Annotated in this window: 22 protein-coding genes and 1 riboswitch; of the genes, 20 read left to right on the forward strand and 2 right to left on the reverse strand. The window is 36.4% G+C overall.

Annotation, left to right across the window (positions count from 1 at the left end; genetic code table 11):
* The first annotated feature begins 99 nt into the window (after window positions 1-99).
* The 10 genes from K9V48_RS12455 to K9V48_RS12495 all read left to right on the forward strand — a co-directional run bounded on the left by K9V48_RS12455 (window position 100) and on the right by K9V48_RS12495 (window position 9,621).
* Window positions 100-1,455, forward strand: a complete 1,356-nt coding sequence (locus K9V48_RS12455) for an arsenic transporter (protein ID WP_224139315.1) — start codon at window positions 100-102, stop codon at window positions 1,453-1,455.
* Between the two features lie 181 nt (window positions 1,456-1,636).
* The gene (locus K9V48_RS12460; RefSeq protein WP_224139316.1) at window positions 1,637-2,497 is read left to right on the forward strand and encodes a gamma-glutamylcyclotransferase family protein; all 861 of its coding nucleotides are present in this window, start codon (window positions 1,637-1,639) and stop codon (window positions 2,495-2,497) included.
* A 211-nt stretch (window positions 2,498-2,708) separates the two neighbouring features.
* A complete protein-coding gene (locus tag K9V48_RS12465; RefSeq protein ID WP_224139317.1) occupies window positions 2,709-3,143 on the forward strand; it encodes a YueI family protein in 435 nt (144 codons plus the stop codon).
* Window positions 3,144-3,251: 108 nt separating this feature from the next.
* Complete coding sequence (locus K9V48_RS30175; protein ID WP_498043124.1) at window positions 3,252-3,410, forward strand: hypothetical protein; 159 nt, start codon at window positions 3,252-3,254, stop codon at window positions 3,408-3,410.
* A 324-nt stretch (window positions 3,411-3,734) separates the two neighbouring features.
* Window positions 3,735-3,947 (forward strand): acetyl-CoA carboxylase biotin carboxyl carrier protein subunit, encoded by a 213-nt coding sequence (locus tag K9V48_RS12470; RefSeq protein ID WP_224139318.1) that lies wholly within the window; start codon window positions 3,735-3,737, stop codon window positions 3,945-3,947.
* A gap of 35 nt (window positions 3,948-3,982) precedes the next feature.
* Entirely contained in the window at window positions 3,983-4,888 is a 906-nt protein-coding gene (locus K9V48_RS12475) for a hydroxymethylglutaryl-CoA lyase (RefSeq protein WP_224139319.1), read from the forward strand.
* Between the two features lie 47 nt (window positions 4,889-4,935).
* Window positions 4,936-6,468 carry an acyl-CoA carboxylase subunit beta gene (locus K9V48_RS12480; protein WP_224139320.1) on the forward strand — a complete coding sequence of 511 codons (1,533 nt, stop codon included), beginning with the start codon at window positions 4,936-4,938 and terminating at the stop codon, window positions 6,466-6,468.
* A 209-nt stretch (window positions 6,469-6,677) separates the two neighbouring features.
* Window positions 6,678-7,817 (forward strand): acyl-CoA dehydrogenase, encoded by a 1,140-nt coding sequence (locus K9V48_RS12485; RefSeq protein WP_224139321.1) that lies wholly within the window; start codon window positions 6,678-6,680, stop codon window positions 7,815-7,817.
* Window positions 7,818-7,846: 29 nt separating this feature from the next.
* A complete protein-coding gene (locus tag K9V48_RS12490; RefSeq protein WP_224139322.1) occupies window positions 7,847-9,193 on the forward strand; it encodes an acetyl-CoA carboxylase biotin carboxylase subunit in 1,347 nt (448 codons plus the stop codon).
* Between the two features lie 77 nt (window positions 9,194-9,270).
* Window positions 9,271-9,621: a nucleotidyltransferase family protein gene (locus K9V48_RS12495; RefSeq protein WP_224139323.1), complete on the forward strand. Its 351-nt coding sequence runs from the start codon at window positions 9,271-9,273 to the stop codon at window positions 9,619-9,621.
* 244 nt (window positions 9,622-9,865) lie between these two features.
* Here the strand turns inward: K9V48_RS12495 and purF are convergent, their stop codons facing one another.
* On the reverse strand, window positions 9,866-11,245 hold the full coding sequence (gene purF, locus K9V48_RS12500; protein WP_224139324.1) for an amidophosphoribosyltransferase: 1,380 nt from the start codon (window positions 11,243-11,245) through the stop codon (window positions 9,866-9,868).
* 307 nt (window positions 11,246-11,552) lie between these two features.
* On the opposite strand from purF, the gene purT reads away from it, so the two are divergent.
* The 10 genes from purT to K9V48_RS12550 all read left to right on the forward strand — a co-directional run bounded on the left by purT (window position 11,553) and on the right by K9V48_RS12550 (window position 20,143).
* Entirely contained in the window at window positions 11,553-12,716 is a 1,164-nt protein-coding gene (purT, locus tag K9V48_RS12505; protein WP_224139325.1) for a phosphoribosylglycinamide formyltransferase 2, read from the forward strand.
* 777 nt (window positions 12,717-13,493) lie between these two features.
* A riboswitch (cobalamin riboswitch) is annotated at window positions 13,494-13,654 on the forward strand.
* Window positions 13,655-14,153: 499 nt separating this feature from the next.
* Window positions 14,154-14,357 carry a DUF1657 domain-containing protein gene (locus K9V48_RS12510; RefSeq protein WP_224139326.1) on the forward strand — a complete coding sequence of 68 codons (204 nt, stop codon included), beginning with the start codon at window positions 14,154-14,156 and terminating at the stop codon, window positions 14,355-14,357.
* 129 nt (window positions 14,358-14,486) lie between these two features.
* Window positions 14,487-14,879, forward strand: coding sequence for a YhcN/YlaJ family sporulation lipoprotein (locus K9V48_RS12515; protein WP_224139327.1), 393 nt, complete (start codon window positions 14,487-14,489; stop codon window positions 14,877-14,879).
* Between the two features lie 13 nt (window positions 14,880-14,892).
* Window positions 14,893-15,372, forward strand: coding sequence for a stage V sporulation protein AC (spoVAC, locus tag K9V48_RS12520; protein WP_224139328.1), 480 nt, complete (start codon window positions 14,893-14,895; stop codon window positions 15,370-15,372).
* A complete protein-coding gene (gene spoVAD, locus K9V48_RS12525; RefSeq protein WP_224139329.1) occupies window positions 15,372-16,388 on the forward strand; it encodes a stage V sporulation protein AD in 1,017 nt (338 codons plus the stop codon). Before spoVAC ends, spoVAD begins: the two co-directional genes overlap by 1 nt.
* A complete protein-coding gene (spoVAE, locus tag K9V48_RS12530; protein WP_224139330.1) occupies window positions 16,385-16,735 on the forward strand; it encodes a stage V sporulation protein AE in 351 nt (116 codons plus the stop codon). Before spoVAD ends, spoVAE begins: the two co-directional genes overlap by 4 nt.
* Before the next feature lie 10 nt (window positions 16,736-16,745).
* Complete coding sequence (locus K9V48_RS12535; RefSeq protein ID WP_224139331.1) at window positions 16,746-16,952, forward strand: DUF1657 domain-containing protein; 207 nt, start codon at window positions 16,746-16,748, stop codon at window positions 16,950-16,952.
* A gap of 25 nt (window positions 16,953-16,977) precedes the next feature.
* Complete coding sequence (locus tag K9V48_RS12540; RefSeq protein WP_224139332.1) at window positions 16,978-17,838, forward strand: DUF421 domain-containing protein; 861 nt, start codon at window positions 16,978-16,980, stop codon at window positions 17,836-17,838.
* 633 nt (window positions 17,839-18,471) lie between these two features.
* On the forward strand, window positions 18,472-19,956 hold the full coding sequence (locus K9V48_RS12545) for an aldehyde dehydrogenase family protein (RefSeq protein ID WP_224139333.1): 1,485 nt from the start codon (window positions 18,472-18,474) through the stop codon (window positions 19,954-19,956).
* 40 nt (window positions 19,957-19,996) lie between these two features.
* Window positions 19,997-20,143: a hypothetical protein gene (locus tag K9V48_RS12550; protein ID WP_224139334.1), complete on the forward strand. Its 147-nt coding sequence runs from the start codon at window positions 19,997-19,999 to the stop codon at window positions 20,141-20,143.
* 134 nt (window positions 20,144-20,277) lie between these two features.
* Here the strand turns inward: K9V48_RS12550 and K9V48_RS12555 are convergent, their stop codons facing one another.
* Complete coding sequence (locus tag K9V48_RS12555; protein ID WP_224139335.1) at window positions 20,278-20,490, reverse strand: hypothetical protein; 213 nt, start codon at window positions 20,488-20,490, stop codon at window positions 20,278-20,280.
* Between the last annotated feature and the right edge of the window lie 269 nt (window positions 20,491-20,759).

Consider the following 20,759-nt stretch of genomic DNA (forward strand, 5'->3'; position numbering starts at 1 on the left):
AATCCTTTCACTCTAGGTTTGAATATAAATATAAATATAAGTACTAGGACATGTAGCCACAGGTGTCTCGAATAAATTTAATAGAAAGGAGAATAAGTAATGTCGTTTGAAATTGGATTGACTATTTTAGTTTTTGTTATGACGATGTTCGTCATTTTTTGGAGACCAGGTGGCTTAAATGAGGCATGGCCAGCTTCAGTTGGAGCTGGGATCATTCTCATAACTGGAATTGTATCACAAGCAGACGTCGCAGATATTATCAGTAAAATTGGGGGCGCATCGATAACGATTATTGCAACGATCGTAATGGCTGTAATATTAGAAAGCTTCGGCTTTTTTCACTGGGCAGCAGCCCGACTTGCTACTTTATCAAAAGGCTCCGGCTATCGACTATATTGGTACATCCAGTTATTATGTTTTTCAATGACCCTATTATTTAATAACGACGGAAGCATCTTAATTACAACCCCAATCTTAATCTTACTCCTAAAAAGTCTTCGCCTTAAACCACATCAAATGATTCCCTATCTGTTAAGTGGAGCACTAATTGCAACAGCTTCTAGTGCACCTATTGGGGTAAGTAATATTATCAATTTAATCGTATTACAAATCATCGATATGTCGCTTTATATGTATACAGCGATGATGTTTGTACCAGCAACACTAGGTTTGTTATTTATGGCATGGTTAATGTTCGTTGTCATCAAGAAGAAATTACCGAAGAAATTACCAGCTACCTCCTATGACATTGAGGAAATCTTTTTCACTGAAAATTTTCACCCGTTAAAAGGAAAATTGTCTGTCGAAACAAGGAATCAACGGACTAGATTAATGATGAAAGTACTACTCTTTGTATTTGTCATGCGTTGTCTACTCTTTGTCGCTTCATACTTTGCTATTCCAATTGAGCTGGTTGCCGTATTGGGCTCAGTAGTCTTGCTCGTGTGGAGATGGTATTATTTGCGAACGAATCCGATTGATATTTTAAAGAAGCCACCTTGGCACATTCTAATTTTTGCCTTTTCAATGTATGTCATTATTTATGGTCTCCATAATGCGGGATTAACAGCATTTCTTGTCGAAAGTATTAATCCAATTGTAAACCAAGGATTGTTACATGCAAGCTTTATCATGGGCGGACTAGTATCCATTCTATCGAACATCTTTAATAACCATCCAGCCTTAATGATTGGAACGATTACCTTAACTGAAATGGGATTAGATCCGATAACATTAAAGACAATTTATCTTGCAAATATTATTGGAAGTGATATGGGTTCTTTATTACTACCAATAGGAACTCTAGCCTCCCTTATTTGGATGCATATCCTAAGGGAAAATAAGATAAAAATTAAGTGGAAGGATTATTTGAGGGTATCTATTCCAGTTATTCCTCTTACAACAGTTGTAACATTGTTTTTACTTTTCTATTGGGTGCAAATGGTCTTCACTTAAAACATGATGTTAGGAAAGAATGGGTTTAATGCCTTATCAACCAAGACGATAGTAAACCCACTTAGGAAATATTATACAGTGGGTTTACTATTGCTCAGTATACTTAGTCCAAAAACGTAATTAAGTGATCAAGAGAGTAATAGGTAATTGACAGTGACAATATCTCAAGGAGGTTACAATGATGGATGATAAAATTCTTGTTTTTGTTTATGGTACCCTCCGGAAACACGAGCAAAATAGTTCATTAATGAATAATGCAAAATGCTTATCAATGCAAGCGTGGACATACGGTGTCCTTTTCGATAGTGGCAACGGTTATCCTACAATGGCTTGTGATCCTTCACAAAAAGTTTATGGTGAAATTTATGAGATTTCAAAAGAGCGCTTGAACGAGTTCGATAGGCTTGTGGGTAATAAAGGTGAGCATTCAAAAACTCACTATGATCGCATCACTCAGACGGTGTACACAGCTGAAACTAGCTTTGAAAAAGTAGTTGTTTATGTATATAAAAGAGCAGATCATTGGACAAAGATTGTATTTGGAGATTGGAAATGTCACAAATACCTAAATCAAGATAAACTGCTATATTTTGCTTATGGATCTTGTATGGATGATGAACGATTTCATCGGCATCGCGTACAGCATCTATTTCATCTGAAAGGGTGTGGAAAAGCGAATAATTTTTCCTTAGCATATACACGTTTGGCATCTGATGGAGGAAGGGCAGATATGCTTGAATCCAAAAGTATAGTGGAAGGGAAAGTGTATGAAATCACTCAAGAAGGGTTGAATTATTTGTATAGACGAGAAGGTGTTCATGCAAATATTTATCGACCAGCATTTATAGATATCGACATGAATGGAAAGACTTATCATGATGTTTTAACTTTTCTCGTCATTGATAAAATGGCTGAAACAGCACCACCGGAGCATTACGCACGAGAGATTTTACGTGGTGCAAAAGGTTTTGTGAGCGATACCTATTTTGCAAAACTTGAAAAGGAATTATATGACAAGTTCCAAATGAAAATGACAATTTAAATGAGACTGAAAAGAACTGCATTTTATTATGCTTTTTCAACAAATTGGTCATGATTAAGTGGATTTAAAAAACAAAACGAACGAATCAAAAAGATAGTCCTTTGAATCAGGGCAGATGTATAATTTACTATAGAGAATTATCGTTTTAACTTGTACGATTAAAAAGTACAAGTAAATTCTTTTTCAAAATAATGAAATGGAGGAAGCGAATTTGTCCGATCATTTAGATGATTACATTCAACAAGGAATTCATGGAGTTCGAGAAATAAAACCGGATGAAAGACGCAAATTTTTAGGGACGTTAAGAGAACGAGTTGTTGTGGTATTAACAAAACAGCAAGTAAGGGAAAAAGGAATCTATAAAGAAGTTGAAGAACAGATGAGAAAGTATAAAAATGCCACGTTATTTTTAAATGGAACGATGAATTACAAGTATTTATCGAATTACATTAAACTCGCAAATCAACTAGGAATAAAATTTTTAATTTCTACCAATAAAGAACATAATACTGACCTCGGTTTAGTATTAGCACATAGTGATGCAATTAATAAAGAAGATATTTACATAGAAAAACAAAAAAAGGCTCAAGTAGAAGCACATAAAAATGAATCCAGTGTAATTCGATTTCTAAAAAAACTATTTTAAATAAGTTTTTTAAAAATAATTTGTCCAATCTAAATATATGCCTATCAATCTTTATGCCATTTCATCATTAAATAAAGAGAAAGTATTATATCGATAGGATGGATGGAAATGGCGAAAAGATATCGTGGTAAAACATTGAATAAATTACCATCAAATGGTCGTGGGGAATGTCCACTGTGTCATAGAACAGGAATTAAATTATTGTATCCACATAGAGCGGATACAAATCAATTAATAAATGTTTGCAAAAACTGCCGTAATAAATAATGCAAAGGTTAAAAACAATATAAGCCTACATCGATGTCAACGCGATTTTGTGTTGGCTTTTTTCTGTATACAAAACATCTATGACGAATAAAACATCTATGACGAATAACCCCCATCCAATATGAAGAGAAATTAGTGGGGATATCAACAAGCCTCGCTTTGATTAAGAGTGGAAATTGCACGATCAATATCATTTAAATACACGACAATATCAATTAAGTTAGGAGAATGAAAAATAATTCAAAAATTTAATCGTGATTATAAGTATAGATTCCTTGAATAGTATATAAGTAGATGACTTAGAAAAAAAAGGAGGTCGATACGATGAGTCACATCTATTCAAATATGGCGGGAAGTGTGTGGAAAATATTAGTTCAAGTCAATGATCAAATAATAGAGGGCCAAGACGTTGTTATTTTGGAATCAATGAAAATGGAAATCCCAATTGTGGCAGAAACGAACGGAATTGTAAAGAGCATAAAAATAAACGTGGGAGACTTCGTAAATGATGGTGACGAATTAATTGAATTGATATAGATGTGATCTAAATCTAAAACAGGAGGGGCTAGGCAATGAAGTGGCCTAAAGCAGTTACAATCAAGGAAGTCGGCCCTCGTGATGGACTACAAAATGAGCAATCCTTTATCAAAACAGAAGATAAAATTACCTTTATTAATCAATTATCACAGACAGGTTTACCTTACATTGAAATCACCTCTTTTGTTCATCCAAAATGGATTCCATCTTTAGCTGATTCTTTTGAGGTAGCCATGGGGATTCATCGTGTAGAGGGTGTAACTTATGGTGCACTTGTACCAAATATGAAAGGTCTTGAAAAAGCATTAAAAGCAAATATTGATGAAGTGTCTGTATTTATGTCTGCCAGTGAAACTCATAATAAGAGAAATATTAATAAAACCATTGAAGATACATATCCGATTATAAAACAGGTTGTGCACGAAGCGCTTGCTTCTGGAAAGTCTGTTCGTGGTTATGTATCTACCGTGTTCGGTTGTCCTTATGAGGGTGAAGTAGCGATTCGTTCAATTACGGAGGTTTCAGAGAAACTGTTTGAGATGGGAATAAGTGAATTATCTCTAGGTGATACGATTGGTGTTGCAAACCCGAAACAAGTTCAAGAAATTTTAACTGTTTTATTAAAACGATTCCCATCAAAGTCTTTAGCGTTGCATTTTCATGATACGAGAGGAACAGCGTTAGCGAATGTAATCGCTTCCTTGGATATGGGGATTACGACATTTGATAGTTCTATTGGAGGGCTAGGTGGCTGTCCATATGCACCTAGAGCATCTGGCAATCTAGCAACAGACGATCTCCTTTTTATGCTAGATGGAATGGAGGTATATACTGGAATAAACAAAGAGAAGCTTCATCAAACGGCATTATTTATTCAAGGTAAAATCGATCGACCACTGTTAAGCCATAACTTTCAAGCGGATAATGGGGAAACAAGATAATTTCAAATCTCGTGAACAATTTGTATACAAAACAATGAGGGGGAATTATGTTGTCATTCGAAAAACAATTGCAGGAGCAAGTAGAAAAAATAAAAAAGGGAGGAGCAGCGAAATACCACGAAAAAAATGCGCAACAAGGAAAATTATTTGTACGTGATCGGTTAGAATTGCTTTTTGATGAAGGTTTACAAGTGGAAGATGCTCTTTTTGCCAATTGTATGGCTGAGAATTTACCCGCTGATGGTGTCGTAACTGGAATGGGAAAGGTGAACGGTAAGACAGTTTGCATCATGGCCAATGATTCTACAATCAAAGCTGGGTCATGGGGGGCGAGAACGGTTGAAAAAATCATTCGCATTCAAGAGACTGCTGAAAAGCTTCTTGTGCCACTAATTTATCTCGTAGATTCTGCAGGTGCACGGATTACGGATCAAATTGAGATGTTCCCAGGACGACGTGGAGCAGGTCGGATTTTCTATAATCAAGTAAAATTATCAGGTAAGGTTCCGCAAGTATGCCTTTTATTTGGCCCATCTGCAGCAGGAGGAGCGTATATACCTGCTTTTTGTGATCTTGTTGTAATGGTTGATGGGAATGCCTCGATGTATTTAGGTTCACCGCGGATGGCTGAAATGGTAATCGGTGAGAAAGTAACACTCGAAGAAATGGGCGGTGCGAAAATGCATTGTTCTGTCTCAGGTTGTGGTGATTTATTAGCGAAATCTGAGGAAGAAGCCATATTGTTTGCTAGACAATATCTTTCATATTTTCCAGCAAATTATTCAGAAAAACCTCCTATAAATAAAGCTGTATCCCCTGGGAATTTTAAAAAATCACTAGAAGAAATCATCCCTAAAAACCAGAATGCCCCATTTAATATGAATGATTTAATCGAGCGGATTATTGATGAAAATTCGTTTTTTGAAATCAAAAAATTATTTGCTCCCGAATTAATTACGGGCCTTTGCAGGATAAATGGTCAGTCTGTTGGCATAGTAGCCAATCAGCCGCGCATGAAGGGTGGCGTGCTTTTTCACGACTCAGCTGATAAAGCGGCGAAGTTTATTACATTGTGTGATGCATTTAATATTCCATTACTATTCCTAGCTGATATTCCAGGTTTTATGATTGGAACAAAGGTGGAGAGAGCTGGAATTATTCGTCATGGGGCAAAAATGATTTCTGCAATGGCAGAAGCTACAGTGCCAAAAATATCAATCATTGTACGTAAGGCGTATGGTGCCGGACTTTATGCAATGGCTGGGCCAGCGTTCGAGCCAGATTGTTGCTTAGCGCTCCCAAGTGCATCGATTGCTGTGATGGGCCCTGAGGCTGCCGTTAATGCAGTATATGCGAATAAAATTGCTGAGCTACCTAAAGGAGAACGACCTGAATTTATTGAACAAAAGCGTGAAGAATACCGCAAAGATATTGATATTTTTCGTTTAGCCTCAGAAATGATTATTGATGGAATCATTCCAGCCAACTCACTTCGAAACGAACTCATTGCCCGCTTTGATGCCTATATGTCGAAATACCTTGTCTTCACACAGAGAAAGCATCCTGTTTACCCCGTTTAATGGAAACTATTGATATCCTATTGCTTTACCAAGTGTTTATGATTGAGGATAAATAAGGGGGTAGGTAGCTAATTTGAACCATTGATTGTAATGGAAGTTTGATCGCTTATTAGGAATTGTGTATTAACCCTAATTTTTTTACAACATTCGTAACTCTAGTTGTTCTTTCCAATTGATTTTTAATCCGAAATTGAAAGGATTGACGTAGGATGAATTTTGAGTTAACGAAAGAACAAGCGATGATTCGTAAGTTAATTCGTGACTTTACCCAAGAAGAAGTCGCACCGGAAGCAGATGAAAGGGATAGAACAGGCATGTTTCCAAAAGAGATCTTTACAAAATTAGCTGCACTTGGAATCATGGGACTCCCTTTTCCAGAACAGTATGGTGGTGGTGAAGCAGATACAATTAGCTTTGCAATTGTTGTTGAAGAGTTAAGTAAAGCTTGTGCATCAACGGGGATTACGTATTCAGCACATATCTCGCTTGGGGCAGCACCTATATTTTTATTCGGGACGGAAGAACAAAAAGAGAACTATTTAATTCCTCTTTGCACCGGAGAGTACCTTGGTGCATTTGGTCTTACTGAACCGAATGCGGGTTCTGATGCTGGAGGAACAGAAACGCAAGCGTCATTAAATGGTGATCAATGGGTTATTTCTGGTTCTAAATGTTTTATTACAAATGCAAGCTATGCAAAGAATCTCGCAATTACTGCCGTAACCGACGGATCAAAGGGAACCAATGGAATTAGTGCCTTTCTCATTCCAACTGATACACAAGGATTTACTGTCATTGATAATTATGAAAAAATGGGCCTCCACGCTTCAAATACAACTGAATTAATTTTAGAGAATGTAAATGTACCGAAAGAGAATCTTCTTGGGGTTGAAGGAAATGGATATAAGCAGTTTCTAGCTACGTTAGATGGCGGAAGAATTGGAATCGGAGCGATGGCTGTTGGAATTGCCCAAGGAGCTTATGAAAAATCGCTGCAATATGCAAAAGAAAGAAAACAATTTGGCAAAAGTTTATCTGCTTTTCAAGCGATCCAATTTAAATTGGCCGACATGGCAATGAATATTGAATTAGCTCGTAACATGGTTTACAAGGCAGCATGGCTAAAAGATCAAGGAAGAGTATTTAAAAAAGAAGCCGCCTTTGCAAAATTATTTGCTTCAGAAATGTGTATGAAAGTATGTGATCAAGCGATACAGATTCATGGTGGCTATGGGTATATGAAGGAATATCAAGTTGAGCGCTTCTTTCGTGACGCAAAACTATTAGAAATCGGTGAAGGGACATCGGAAGTACAACGAATGGTAATCGCTAGACAAATTGGCTGTTGAGAGGATTTAGAGGGGAAGGGGGTAGACGTATGTTAAAAAAGGTTCTTGTTGCTAATCGTGGTGAAATTGCTGTTCGAATTATGAAGACGTGTAAATTATTGGGAATTCATACAATTGGAGTCTATTCTGAAGCAGATGCAGATGCCTTACATGTAAAAATGGCTGATGAAGCTTATTTAATTGGTGGTCCGCGTGTATCGGAGAGCTATTTAAACATTGATAAAATAATTAAAATTGCCCTAGGATCAAAAGTGGAGGCTATCCATCCAGGATATGGTCTTCTTTCAGAAAATGCTGAATTTGCTCGTCGATGTGAGGATTTGGGAATTGTTTTCGTCGGTCCTTCCTCTGAAGTTATTGCACGTATGGGGAGCAAAATTGAAGCGCGGAAAGCAATGAACGATGCTGGTGTTCCCATCGTTCCAGGTACGGCTTATCCGTTGACTGATGCAGAGGAAGCGGTGCAAGTTGCTGATCGTATGGGCTACCCAGTCATGCTAAAAGCCTCATCAGGTGGAGGCGGAATTGGGATGAAAATTGTAAAGAATGGCGATGATATCCGAAAATCATTTGCGGGGAATCAAAAAAGGGCAAAAGATTTTTTTGGTGATGGAGCGATGTATATTGAGAAATATGTTGAAAAATCGCGTCATATTGAGATCCAGCTACTAGTAGATGGATTTGGAAATATCGTTTACTTATGGGAACGTGAATGTTCAATCCAGCGTCGTCATCAGAAGGTTATTGAAGAAGCTCCCTCTCTTTTTCTTGATGAGAGTACTCGATCCAAGTTAGGAGAAACAGCAATAAAAGCTGTTAAATCAATCGGATACAAAAATGCAGGTACGGTTGAGTTTTTGGTTGATGAGAACAAACAATTCTATTTTCTTGAAATGAATACTCGCCTGCAGGTCGAACATCCTGTTACAGAAGAAATTACTGGTTTAGATTTGGTCGCAGAGCAGCTTCGAATCTCTGCAGGAATCCCTCTAAACTATACTCAGGCTGATGTTAAGCGAGAAGGTCATGCAATAGAAGTTAGAATTTATGCGGAGGATCCTAAAAGCTTTTATCCCTCACCAGGAACCATAACAAAATTAGAATTACCTACTGGTAAAGGGATTCGGCATGAATTAGGCATCCATGAAAAATCAATTGTTACCCCTTTTTATGACCCTATGATTGCAAAGTTAGTTGTAAAAGGAAAAGATCGGAACGATGCAATTAAAAGCCTCCAAAATGCATTAGCTAATTATCACATTCAAGGAATTAAAACAAATATTCCGCTGCTGCAAGAAGCCGTCTCACATCCTGCTTTCTTATTAGGTGATACGACAACAGATTTTCTGGAGAAGTTGATTAGTAAAAAGAAATAAGCAGGCGTGTCTAATGGAAGAGAAGAATGCTCGAGCAGAGCTGTACATGGTGTTGCATTTTGAGGGGGAATCTCAGATTGAAAGCAGAAACAAGGATATTTGGGATTGTGTTAGCAAGCGGACAATCCATTAGAATGGGAAAACCAAAACTCCTATTGCACTGGCAGGGGGGTTCACTTATAGAACATATTTTGAATAAAACAACGGTCATTCCTTTTGAACAAGTGCAGGTTGTAATTCCAGATCAGAATGAACATTTAAAAAGAATCGTTACCCAATATAATTATTCTCTTATTTATAACAATTCTCCATATATGGGACTGGGGAATAGCTTATCATTGGCTATCGGATCTCTCCCTCTATCTTCTGAAGCAGCTATCATTTTATTGGGGGACCAACCTATGTTATCTGCTGAAGATATAGTGTAGAATTTAGTTGAATCTAAAATGACAATATAGACAGGGGGTAATATAAATGAACCCAGTCTGCCTATTTTGTATGATAAGAAAGTATAAATTTTTTGACTTAGTTTTCGTGTCCAGCTCCAGCGCCTAGCCCCTCTTGGGTCTAAGCCACTCAGGAATTGAAGGCAAAGAACACCTTCTATTCCTAAGTGGCTTATTTGCCCGAGGCTAAACAAGACGCTTGCGCTTTTCTTATATGTTTGGAAAATCATTCAAGATATAATTTTGTCGGATATGCCCCACTAAAACATGCAATACATCGATTACTAGTTTCTGCAAGATTCACATCTACTGCTTTTAGTAAACCATCAGTACTTAAAAAAGCTAATGTATCCGCTCCAATAGATCGTCCCATTTCTTGTTCCTGTTCATGTTTATTGGCAAATAATTCTTCCTTTGTTGGCATATCGACACCATAAAAACAGGGGTTTCTAACCATTGGTGAACTAATCCGCACATGAATTTCTTTGGCACCTGCTTGTCGAAGTAATTGGACAATTCGTTTACTTGTTGTACCTCTAACAATTGAATCATCAATAAGTACGACTTTTTTTCCATTGAGAATCCCTTCGACGGCACTCAATTTAAGGCGAACAGCCAATTCACGTAGTTCTTGAGTAGGTTCTATGAATGAACGGCCTACATAAGGGTTTTTGATTAGTCCAATCTCATAGGGAATGCCAGATTGTGCAGCATAACCAATCGCAGCTGGAATGCTCGAATCAGGAACCGCAATAACAACATCTGCATCTATTGGATGCTCTTTCGCGAGAATTTGCCCTAATTCCTTTCGAATTGCTAATACACTTCTACCGTGAATGATACTATCTGGACGAGCAAAATAAACAAATTCAAATGAACAAAGAGATTGCTCGCTTTTTGGCGCAAATCGTCCCGTTTGAACCCCGTTTTCATCAATCAATAGCCATTCTCCTGGCTCAACATCGCGCCAAAACTTGGCATCAACAGCATTCAAAGCGCATGTTTCTGAAGCAGCCACAACCGCATCACCGATTTTACCTAAGCTTAAGGGACGTAAACCGTGGCGATCTAATGCAATAAGCATCTGTTTTTCCGTCATGATTAACAAAGCAAACGAACCATCGAGTCTCTTCAGAGTATCAGGCGCAGCCTTGGCAAAGTGCTTTTTACTAGAACGGGCAATAAGATGTGCAATGATTTCGGTATCAGTTGTTGTTTGAAAGATACTTCCTTGCTGTTGTAAAACATCTCGTTCCACTCTTGCATTGACTAGGTTTCCGTTATGTGCAACAGCTAAGTCTCCTTCACTATACTTAAATACGAGTGGTTGGGCATTTTCTAATAAACTTTGCCCAGACGTTGAATAGCGAACATGACCAATTGCCATGTTTCCACTAAGTCCGTCTAGAATATCTCTTGAAAATACTTGTGTAACTAGTCCCATACCACGATGGTGCCTAAATGTTTTTCCATCACTAGCTACAATTCCTGCACTCTCTTGACCACGATGCTGAAGAGCGTGAAGACCGTAATAAGTTAAATCTGCTGCTTGAGGGTGATTGAAAACACCAAATACCCCGCATTTCTCCCTCATTTCTGAAGACATACTTTCCCCTCCAATTTAAATACTGTTACTATTCTTTGTGAAAGGATAATTTCTATTCCGATAATAGGTTTACTTTATATTTTCAATAATATGTATTAAGCTGATAGTCACGTATGGAAATGTAGAATTTTCCAATTTTTCTGTTAGATGGGGCTTTTTTGGCCAACGTCCGTAAAAAAGAATCGAAAAATTTGGATAACCCTATGATGAATGTAATAAATGACAAAAAAGGCGAATAAATTTTTCTTTTTATTTAATTATTGTTCGTTTATAATAGCTGTAATTAGAATTGGAGGAGTTAAATCGCATGTATTATACAAAGAAGCTATTATTATTAGGATCAGGTGAATTAGGAAAGGAAGTCATTATTGAAGCGCAACGACTAGGTGTTGAAACGATTGCAGTTGACCGGTATGAGCATGCTCCGGCTATGCAAGTAGCACATCGGAGTTATGTCATTGATATGCTTGATCCAAAGCAACTAAGGGAAATTGTTGAAAAGGAAAAACCTGATTTAATCGTACCAGAAATAGAAGCAATCGCTACATCTGAACTTATTAAATTGGAAGAAGAGGGCTTTCATGTGATTCCAACTGCTAGAGCAGCAAAACTAACAATGGATCGTGAAGGTATTCGACGACTAGCTGCAGAAACTCTTCAACTTCCAACAGCTAAATATAGATTCGCTGATACATATGAAGAATTTGAACAAGCTGCTAAAGAAATTGGGTTTCCGTGCGTAATTAAACCCCTCATGAGTTCTTCAGGAAAAGGGCAAAGTGTTTGTCACACCGAAGAGGAGACAGAGAAATGCTGGAAAATAGCAATGGAGGGCGGAAGAGTCCAAAATGGAAGAGTCATTATCGAAGAATTTATACGATTTGATTCCGAAATTACACTTCTAACTGTTCGTGCAGTCAACGGTACAATGTTTTGTGCACCGATAGGTCATATCCAAAAGGATGGCGATTATATTGAATCTTGGCAGCCGCATAATATGACAGAACAACAGATACAAGAAGCAAAGAAAATTGCGCAGTCGATCACAGATGAGCTTGGAGGCTATGGAATATTTGGGGTAGAACTTTTCCTTGCCGAAGAAAAGGTTTATTTCAGTGAGGTTTCACCTCGACCACATGATACAGGTTTGGTTACGCTTGTAACACAAAATTTATCAGAATTTGCCTTGCATGTTCGAGCGATTTTAGGTTATCCGATCCCTGAAATTACACTTCTTTTTCCAGGTGCAAGTCGCCCAATTAAAGCCCAGGAAGAATTGAATGAATACTCATTAGTTGGTATAGAGCAAGCACTAGCAGTACCAAACACACAGATTCGTGTCTTTGGAAAGCCTGTTACGAAAGTTGGGCGCAGAATCGGGGTTACCTTATCTACTTCCAATACAGTTGAAAAAGCGAAAGAAAATGCGAAACGCGCACTGGATAGCTTAATTTTACAAAATAACACATAATGAAGAGCAGATACATCTTAGTAAATCTTTATCTAAAGGAAATTAATTAAAATTTCACTAAATCATCAGCTGGTTCTTAAATTAAGAACTGGCTTTTTCACATTGGTAAATTTCTGTCTTTAATTCATTTCCCAGGCAAGCGCAAAATTTGACAATAAGATACATTTCTCTGTCAAATTTAGAGGTTATTTGATTCGTATTTTGGAATAAAGTTAATAAGGGGAAATTTTCAGTTTATAAATAAATGAATAATTTTTATAAAATATGGATAATTAATGAAAATAAAGGGAATAATATAAAACAAAATAACTGTAATTATTTGTAATTTATAAAGAAATAGGTTCAAATTTAAATGAGGTGATAAGATGATACTAAAAATTTGTGAAGTATGCGGAAAAATGGAAGAAATTATCGAAGAAAAACATGATATATACGGTGTCTGTGATAAGTGCATGAATGATTTTCATGTAGATATATCTGAGTCAATTTAATCATAACAAATGATGAAACTAGGTTAATCTAGAGAATCTATACATAGAGTGGTCTCGTTAATGTGTTTTATACGATCTGTTTAGATAATAAATTCTATATACAGATTCTTTAGAATCATTGAAATTCAATGTGAATCATATAAATGCATAATCTTCTTTATATTGGATATCTGTTGTTAGAATTTTTAAGTTGTAACCTTTAAAATTCCCCAATCCTTTTCCTGAAATTTATCATTTCTGTTTATAAGCATCCTTACTTTTCCTATAATGACGATGACATAGTAAAACGAATAATTGGCAAATAGGTTCTTAATCATGTTAAGAATAATAGGGAAGTTGGTGTAAATTCAAGGCGGTCCCGCCAATGTAATCACGAAGCCTCACAACATAAGCCTTTATGGAAAGGGGATTTGAAAGAAGAAGAGTAGCTATTTTATGAGGTCTTTCTATATACTCTCAATCTTTTAACCCTCGTCTTTCCTTATTTTTCCCGGTTTTCTTATGAAATATTATTTATAACAATATCTTTAGTATTGTTGTTAGCTTTATATTAATAAAGGAATTTGGACGATAGTTAGAATTAATAATATTAATAAGCTCATATTATCCCCTCCTATACAAAAGTTTAGTCGGAGTTTTGAAACAAGAATAGTGGGAAGTAATGAGTTTACCTAAATTCTAACTTTAATATGGATAACCACAGAAAACAAGTAAATCGTTATCTAAACTCAATAGAAAATAAAATTATATCGGAAACACTGGTAAAAATACTTATGAGTACTGGGTAAGTTCCTGTTGCTATTCCTGGCACTATTAGCGGCTAGATGATCTTTTATTAAATTTTTTCATGATCCTTTTGAACTGAAATTTTTAGAATAAGTCGTATAAATTATTTATTTTTATGCATTCTATTATTGTTAATACCCACATTTTAGGAGGATCAACTATGACCGTCGTAAATCAAGTCAAAACAACGTTAGCCGGGTTAAAAAGTGCTCAAGCAAGTCTCGAAACATTTGCATTAGGTACTGATAATCAACAAGCAAAGTCTCTTTACGAGAATGCAGCCAAGCAAACTCAGTCCGTAATTGATAGCATCGAACCCCGCCTTCAAGAGATTGAACAGGAAGAGCCACAATACAAACAGTAATAATGATTTAAAAGAGGTTGGTTTTGAACCAACCTCTTTTGAACTGAGAATGAGGTGTTTCAAATAAAACATAGGATAATATTGATTTTACACATCGTGATCATCTTAATGGTTACTTCTGGATGTAATATGACAAATGCTAACAATGAAAAAAACAGCATAAATATAACTAATGTATCAAGTCAAAACACAAAGAATTTGAATATGACAGATCAGGTTAAACAACTACTCAATAAACAAAAGGAAGTCAGCGATGTCAAAGTGGTAAATTCTGATAAAGAGCTTTTTATTGCTGCTGAAATTAAACATATGGATCGATTTCGTATAAAAGAAATCGAAAAAAAGTTAAAAAAATTAACCGAAGATAACTATCCAAATCATAACGTGACTCTATCAACTGACATGAAAATATTTCTAGAGCTCGATGAGTTAGAAAAGAAAGTAAACGAAAAGAATATGAGTAAAAAGAAGATTGAAAAAGAACTAAAAAGAATAAAAAGCCTTTCAGAGGAACAAACATAAAGAAGGTGAAAGAATGTCAAATAATAAGAAGAAAAACTTAACCCCTGTTCAGCAGGAATATCAAGCATTTCAGGATGAACGTGAAGTAAAGCGTCCAGTCGTGCGAAATTGTCTTAAGGCTTTTTTCGTCGGTGGGGTTATTTGTCTAATTGGTCAGGCGATTCAAACTTTTTTTATTTATAATTTTGATTTTACGGAACAAACGGCTGGAAACCCTACGGTTGCTGTTATGATTTTTTTGTCAATGCTCTTAACAGGCTTTGGTGTATATGATCGGCTTGCGCAATTTGGTGGTGCAGGTTCAGCAGTTCCTGTTACCGGGTTTGGAAATGCAGTGATTTCAGCAGCTATTGAACACAGAACAGAAGGGTTTGTCCTTGGTGTAGGAGGAAATATGTTCAAATTAGCGGGATCAGTCATCATGTTTGGAACGTTTGCTGCTTTCGTCATCGCGACCATCAAAACAATCCTGATCCAATGGGGTGGTTTGTAATGTTAACTGGACATCGCACGTGGTTGTTTCAAAACGAACCGGTTATTGTTTCTACGGGAACAGTAGGCGGACCATTTGAAGCAAATGGAAATATCCCAGAAGATTTTGATTTGCTACATGAAGATATTTGGCTTCGACAAGATTCGTTTGAAAAGGCTCAAAAAGTCATGTTGGAGGAAGCTTGCCAGAAAGCAATGGAAAAAGCAAATGTTCAACAAGAACAAGTTCAATTTTTCCTTGGTGGAGATTTGATCAATCAAATTACGCCTACTAGTTTTGCAGTAAAAACATTTGGATTTCCTTATTTAGGTTTATTCGGTGCTTGTTCAACTTCTATGGAGGGATTGGCACTGGGAGCCTTTCTTGTCAATTATGGGGGCTCAACTTGTTTAATGACAGGTGCTTCAAGTCACAATGCTGCAACAGAAAAACAATTTCGGTACCCAACAGAATATGGAGGACAAAAACCACCAACATCACAATGGACTGTTACAGGTGCTGGGGTCGCTATATTAAAAGATAAAGGTGAAGGTCCAAGAGTAACTTCTGCTACGATTGGTCGTGTTATTGATATGGGTTTAACAGATCCCTTTAATATGGGCGGTGCAATGGCTCCTGCGGCAGTCGATACAATTGAAATTCATTTAAAAGAACGAGGTGTCGATTCGTCGTATTATGATTTAATTGTGACTGGAGATTTAGCACATATCGGTCGTGAAGTTTCTCTCGATCTTCTAAAAAAACATGGTATTGAAATTAATGAAGATCAATTTCAGGACTGCGGACTGATGATATATCGTGAAGGACAACCAGTTCTCGCTGGTGGAAGTGGTGCAGGATGCTCTGCCTCTGTTGTTTACGGTCATTTACTTAATCGAATGAAAAAAGGGGAAATTAAGAGGATGTTAGTTGTAGCTACGGGTGCATTACTATCTCCTCTTACATTTCAGCAAAGTGAAACAATTCCTTGCATTGCTCATGCAGTTTCAATTGAATATGGGGGTCAAAATGGATGATCTTTTTTTGGGCATTTGTTATCGGAGGGTTCATTTGTGTGATTGGACAAATTATGTTTGATGTTTTTAAATTGACGCCCGGACACACACTAAGTACGTTAGTTGTAATTGGAGCGATTTTGGACGGTTTTAATTTATATGAACCTTTGATCGCTTTTGCAGGCGCAGGAGCAACGATTCCAATTACAAGCTTTGGTAATTCTTTAGTTCATGGTGCAATGCAGGAGGCAGAGCAACACGGTCTTGTAGGAGTGATTACCGGGATGTTTGAAGTAACAAGCTCAGGTATTTCAGCAGCCATTATTTTTGGCTTAATTGGAGCCATTATCTTTAAACCAAAAGGATAGGAGAGTTATTATGACAGTTGGTGCACAAGTGAAACAATGTTTATCAACAGTAAAAGGCATTGAGGCAAGTTTATCAAGTCTTGCAATTACTTCTCAAGATGAAGATTCAAAAAGAGTTTTTCATGAAATGATGATGGTAATGGAAGAAGTTAAAGAAGATTTAAAGGTTCGTGTCGGTCATTTAGAACGGGAAGAATTTCAATACAAAGGATTTTAATATGGATAGTAAGAGGTGATAATCGATGCCTGAATGGCTGGACGTTGTCTTAAGATCTTTTCTCTTTATAGCCGTTTTGTTTTTAATTACGAAAATTTTAGGAAAAAAACAGTTAACAGAGCTTTCATTTTTTGAGTATGTAACTGGTATTACAATCGGAAGCGTTGCAGGAGAAGTTATTATGGGACTGGATGGGAGTATGTGGAATGGCGTAATATCCATTTTAATTTTCGGTTTTGTTCCATTCATAGTAGGAATGATTTCTTTAAAAAGTAAAAAATTCCGAGACTACGTTGAAGGAAAGGGAACAATCTTTATAAAAGACGGAAAAGTTATGGAAGATAATTTAAAGAAAGAAAGATACACAGCTGATGAATTACTTGAACTTCTCCGCCGAAAAGATGTATTTCAAGTTGCAGACGTTGAATTTGCTGTATTAGAGTCGACTGGTGACTTAAGTGTTCTGCTAAAAAAAGAAAATCGACCTGTTACAGTTAAAGATCTTGGTTTGGCTTCCCCGAATGAAAAAGAGTCACAAACAGTCATTATGGATGGTTTAGTGTTAGACGAACCACTTTCAACAGCTGGGAGAAATCGACGGTGGCTTGAAACAGAGTTGGACAAATTGAATGTAAGCATTGAAAATGTTTATTTGGCTCAAGTAGATACTTATGGTCAGTTAACAGTTGACTTATTTGATGACAAAATAAAAGTGGCTTCACCACAAGAAAAACCATTGTTGTTAGCAATGATAAAAAAATGCCAGGCTGATTTAGAATTGTTCTCCTTAGCTACTGAATCAGAAGAGGTAAAGAAAATGTATCATCATAATGCATTAAAAATCGAAAAAGTAAAAAACAAGTTGACGCCATATCTTAAGAATTAAAGGAGCCTATCTTAAAAGAAAAGGTTCCGTTTACTTTTCTTTGTTTTATATCACTTTACAATGTTTTTTTTAGATGTGGAAAATGAAATCTTCTGGAGAAAACTTAGAAATTTTACTAGGAGTTAATGTTAGAGCAAAGGATAAAAATCAACTGGATTGTACAAGTCTTTTCATACATAGGCATAAGGGGATTTGATTAACAGGCATAGTTAATTATATAAAACGATAGAGGGACTTCATCATTTGAAGTCTCATTTTTAAAATATATTTCAACTAGACACTCAAAAGTGGTATCAAATAAAATTATAAGATGAGTTCCAGATAAATTTAAAAGTAGTGAGATAACTTAATTAACTTCAAATCATGGGGCAGTCTTTACTCTAGAAGAGAATTCTTCAATTTTTTAAAATATGTGATAGTAGAGCATATGTTGGGCAACAGCTCTACTTGTTCATTTAATATAAATCGATTTTCAGGATATATTGTCAAAATTTATCAGAATATTTGGATAACTTTCCGTTGAGTACTTAACTCTTAATATGTAAAACTAGTATTGTAGGTGTCAAACATGATACTTACATTTTTATTGTGTCGATCATGAATTACATAATAAAAATTAAGAGGAGGAATAGTATGAGCCAATTAGCTGTTCAATTAAGAGAAAGAGTAGAAAAGTTTCTGACTGGAAAAAAGAAGCTCTTTATTAATGGGGAGTTTGTAGAAAGCGTTTCTGAAAAAACGTTTGAGACATATAATCCAGCTACAGGCGAAGTACTAGCAAATGTATTTGAAGCAGGTCCTGAAGACATTAATTTGGCTGTTAAAGCTGCACGCAAAGCCTTTGATGAAGGTCCATGGTCTAAAATGGGAACTGCTGAGAGAAGCCGCTTAATGTATAAGCTGGCAGATTTAATGGAAGAACATAAAGATGACTTAGCTCAATTAGAAACGTTAGATAATGGTAAACCAATTAGAGAAACAACAAATGCAGATATTCCTTTGGCTATTGAACATATGCGTTATTATGCAGGTTGGTCAACAAAAATTGTTGGACAAACAATTCCTGTAAATGGTCCGTTTTTTAATTATACACGCCATGAAGCTGTTGGTGTAGTAGGACAAATTATCCCGTGGAACTTCCCATTATTAATGGCGATGTGGAAGCTGGGAGCTGCTTTGGCGACTGGATGTACAGTCGTATTAAAGCCTGCAGAACAAACACCTTTATCTGCATTATATTTAGCAGAATTAGTACAAGAAGCTGGATTCCCAGCAGGAGTTCTTAATATTGTTCCTGGTTTTGGTGAGACTGCAGGTCAACCACTAGTCGATCATCCAGAGGTCAATAAAATTGCCTTCACAGGATCCACTGAAGTCGGAAAACTGATTATGGAAAAGGCAGCAAAAACATTAAAACGAGTCACACTTGAATTAGGTGGAAAATCTCCGAACATAATTTTACCTGATGCGGACCTTACAGAAGCTATTCCTGGTGCATTAAACGGGGTTATGTTTAACCAAGGGCAAGTTTGTTGCGCTGGATCTCGCGTGTTCGTTCAAAAGAAACAATTTGATAATGTTGTGGCTGACATGGTGAGTCACGCAGAAAAAATTAAACAAGGATCAGGAATCCACGCTGATACGGAAATTGGTCCACTTGTTTCGACAGAACAACAAAACCGTGTATTAGGCTATATTGAAAAAGGTGTAAACGAAGGTGCTGAACTATTAGTAGGTGGAACAAAACCATATGAACAAGGTTACTTCGTATCTCCTACTATTTTTGCAAATGTACAAGATGAAATGACGATTGCGAAAGAAGAAATTTTTGGTCCAGTCATTTCAGCCATGCCTTATGATAATATAGATGATCTTATTGCTCGTGCAAATAATAGTGAGTATGGATTAGCAGCTGGAGTTTGGACAAGGGATGTGGCAAAAGCTCACTATATTGCGGAAAATCTTCGCGCAGGAACTGTATGGGTAAACTGCTACAATGTCTTTGATGCTGCATCACCATTTGGTGGGTACAAGCAATCAGGTATTGGTCGTGAAATGGGATCTTATGCATTGAACAGCTACACCGAAGTTAAGAGCGTTTGGATTTCTAAGAAATAATTTGTTTTGAAACAAATGTTCATTTAGGACTAAAATGGCAATGTTCACTCAAACATTGCCATTTTTATATACAAAATATATTTATAAACTGATACAGAAGCACAATACGGCCGACGCACTAAGTAGTATTTTGGAGAGTGCATACGAGGGAATTGCCGTTGTTGATGAGTATAGTACAGGAATTTAACGAAGCTTATAAGGAGATCCCTTATAACATATCTTAGATAAATTATAGGGTTTTTGATTTAGGGAAGGATTTCCAATGCCTCGTTACCTACTTTTTAATCCTAACTTGGCCACAATCAACAATCCCACGAAAAATCAATCGTGGGATTGTTGATTTGTTGTTGCTTCCTTTTTGTAGTTTAAGCACTTACTTATTTCACTTATGATTTCTTTGGCAGCATAAGGTTTTTGAATTTTTTTGATGTTTTGTATCATTGCTTCATGATAACGCTCATTAAATAAAATGTGTTCTAATATTACAGGAATTTCTTTGCAAATTTCAGCTTTTACAGCTGCTCCATAATTCATAGAAAAGTGGACAGATACATAGTAAAAATAATACTTTATCAGGCATGTGTTTTACAAATGAATATATAAATAGTTCATCCGTATTCCGACTAAGAAGAGGATGGAGTATACAACACTTTTTGCTCGGTGATAACCGATTTTCATGTTCCTGAAGCATAGGTAATTAGAGGTAGATATCTTTATTTGGTATCAAGTTTTATTCATAATTTGACAAAAATTCGAGTTTTATATCAGAACCAAGACAAGAATAAATGTTTAATTTTAAGGAG

Source organism: Metabacillus rhizolycopersici, assembly GCF_020075705.1.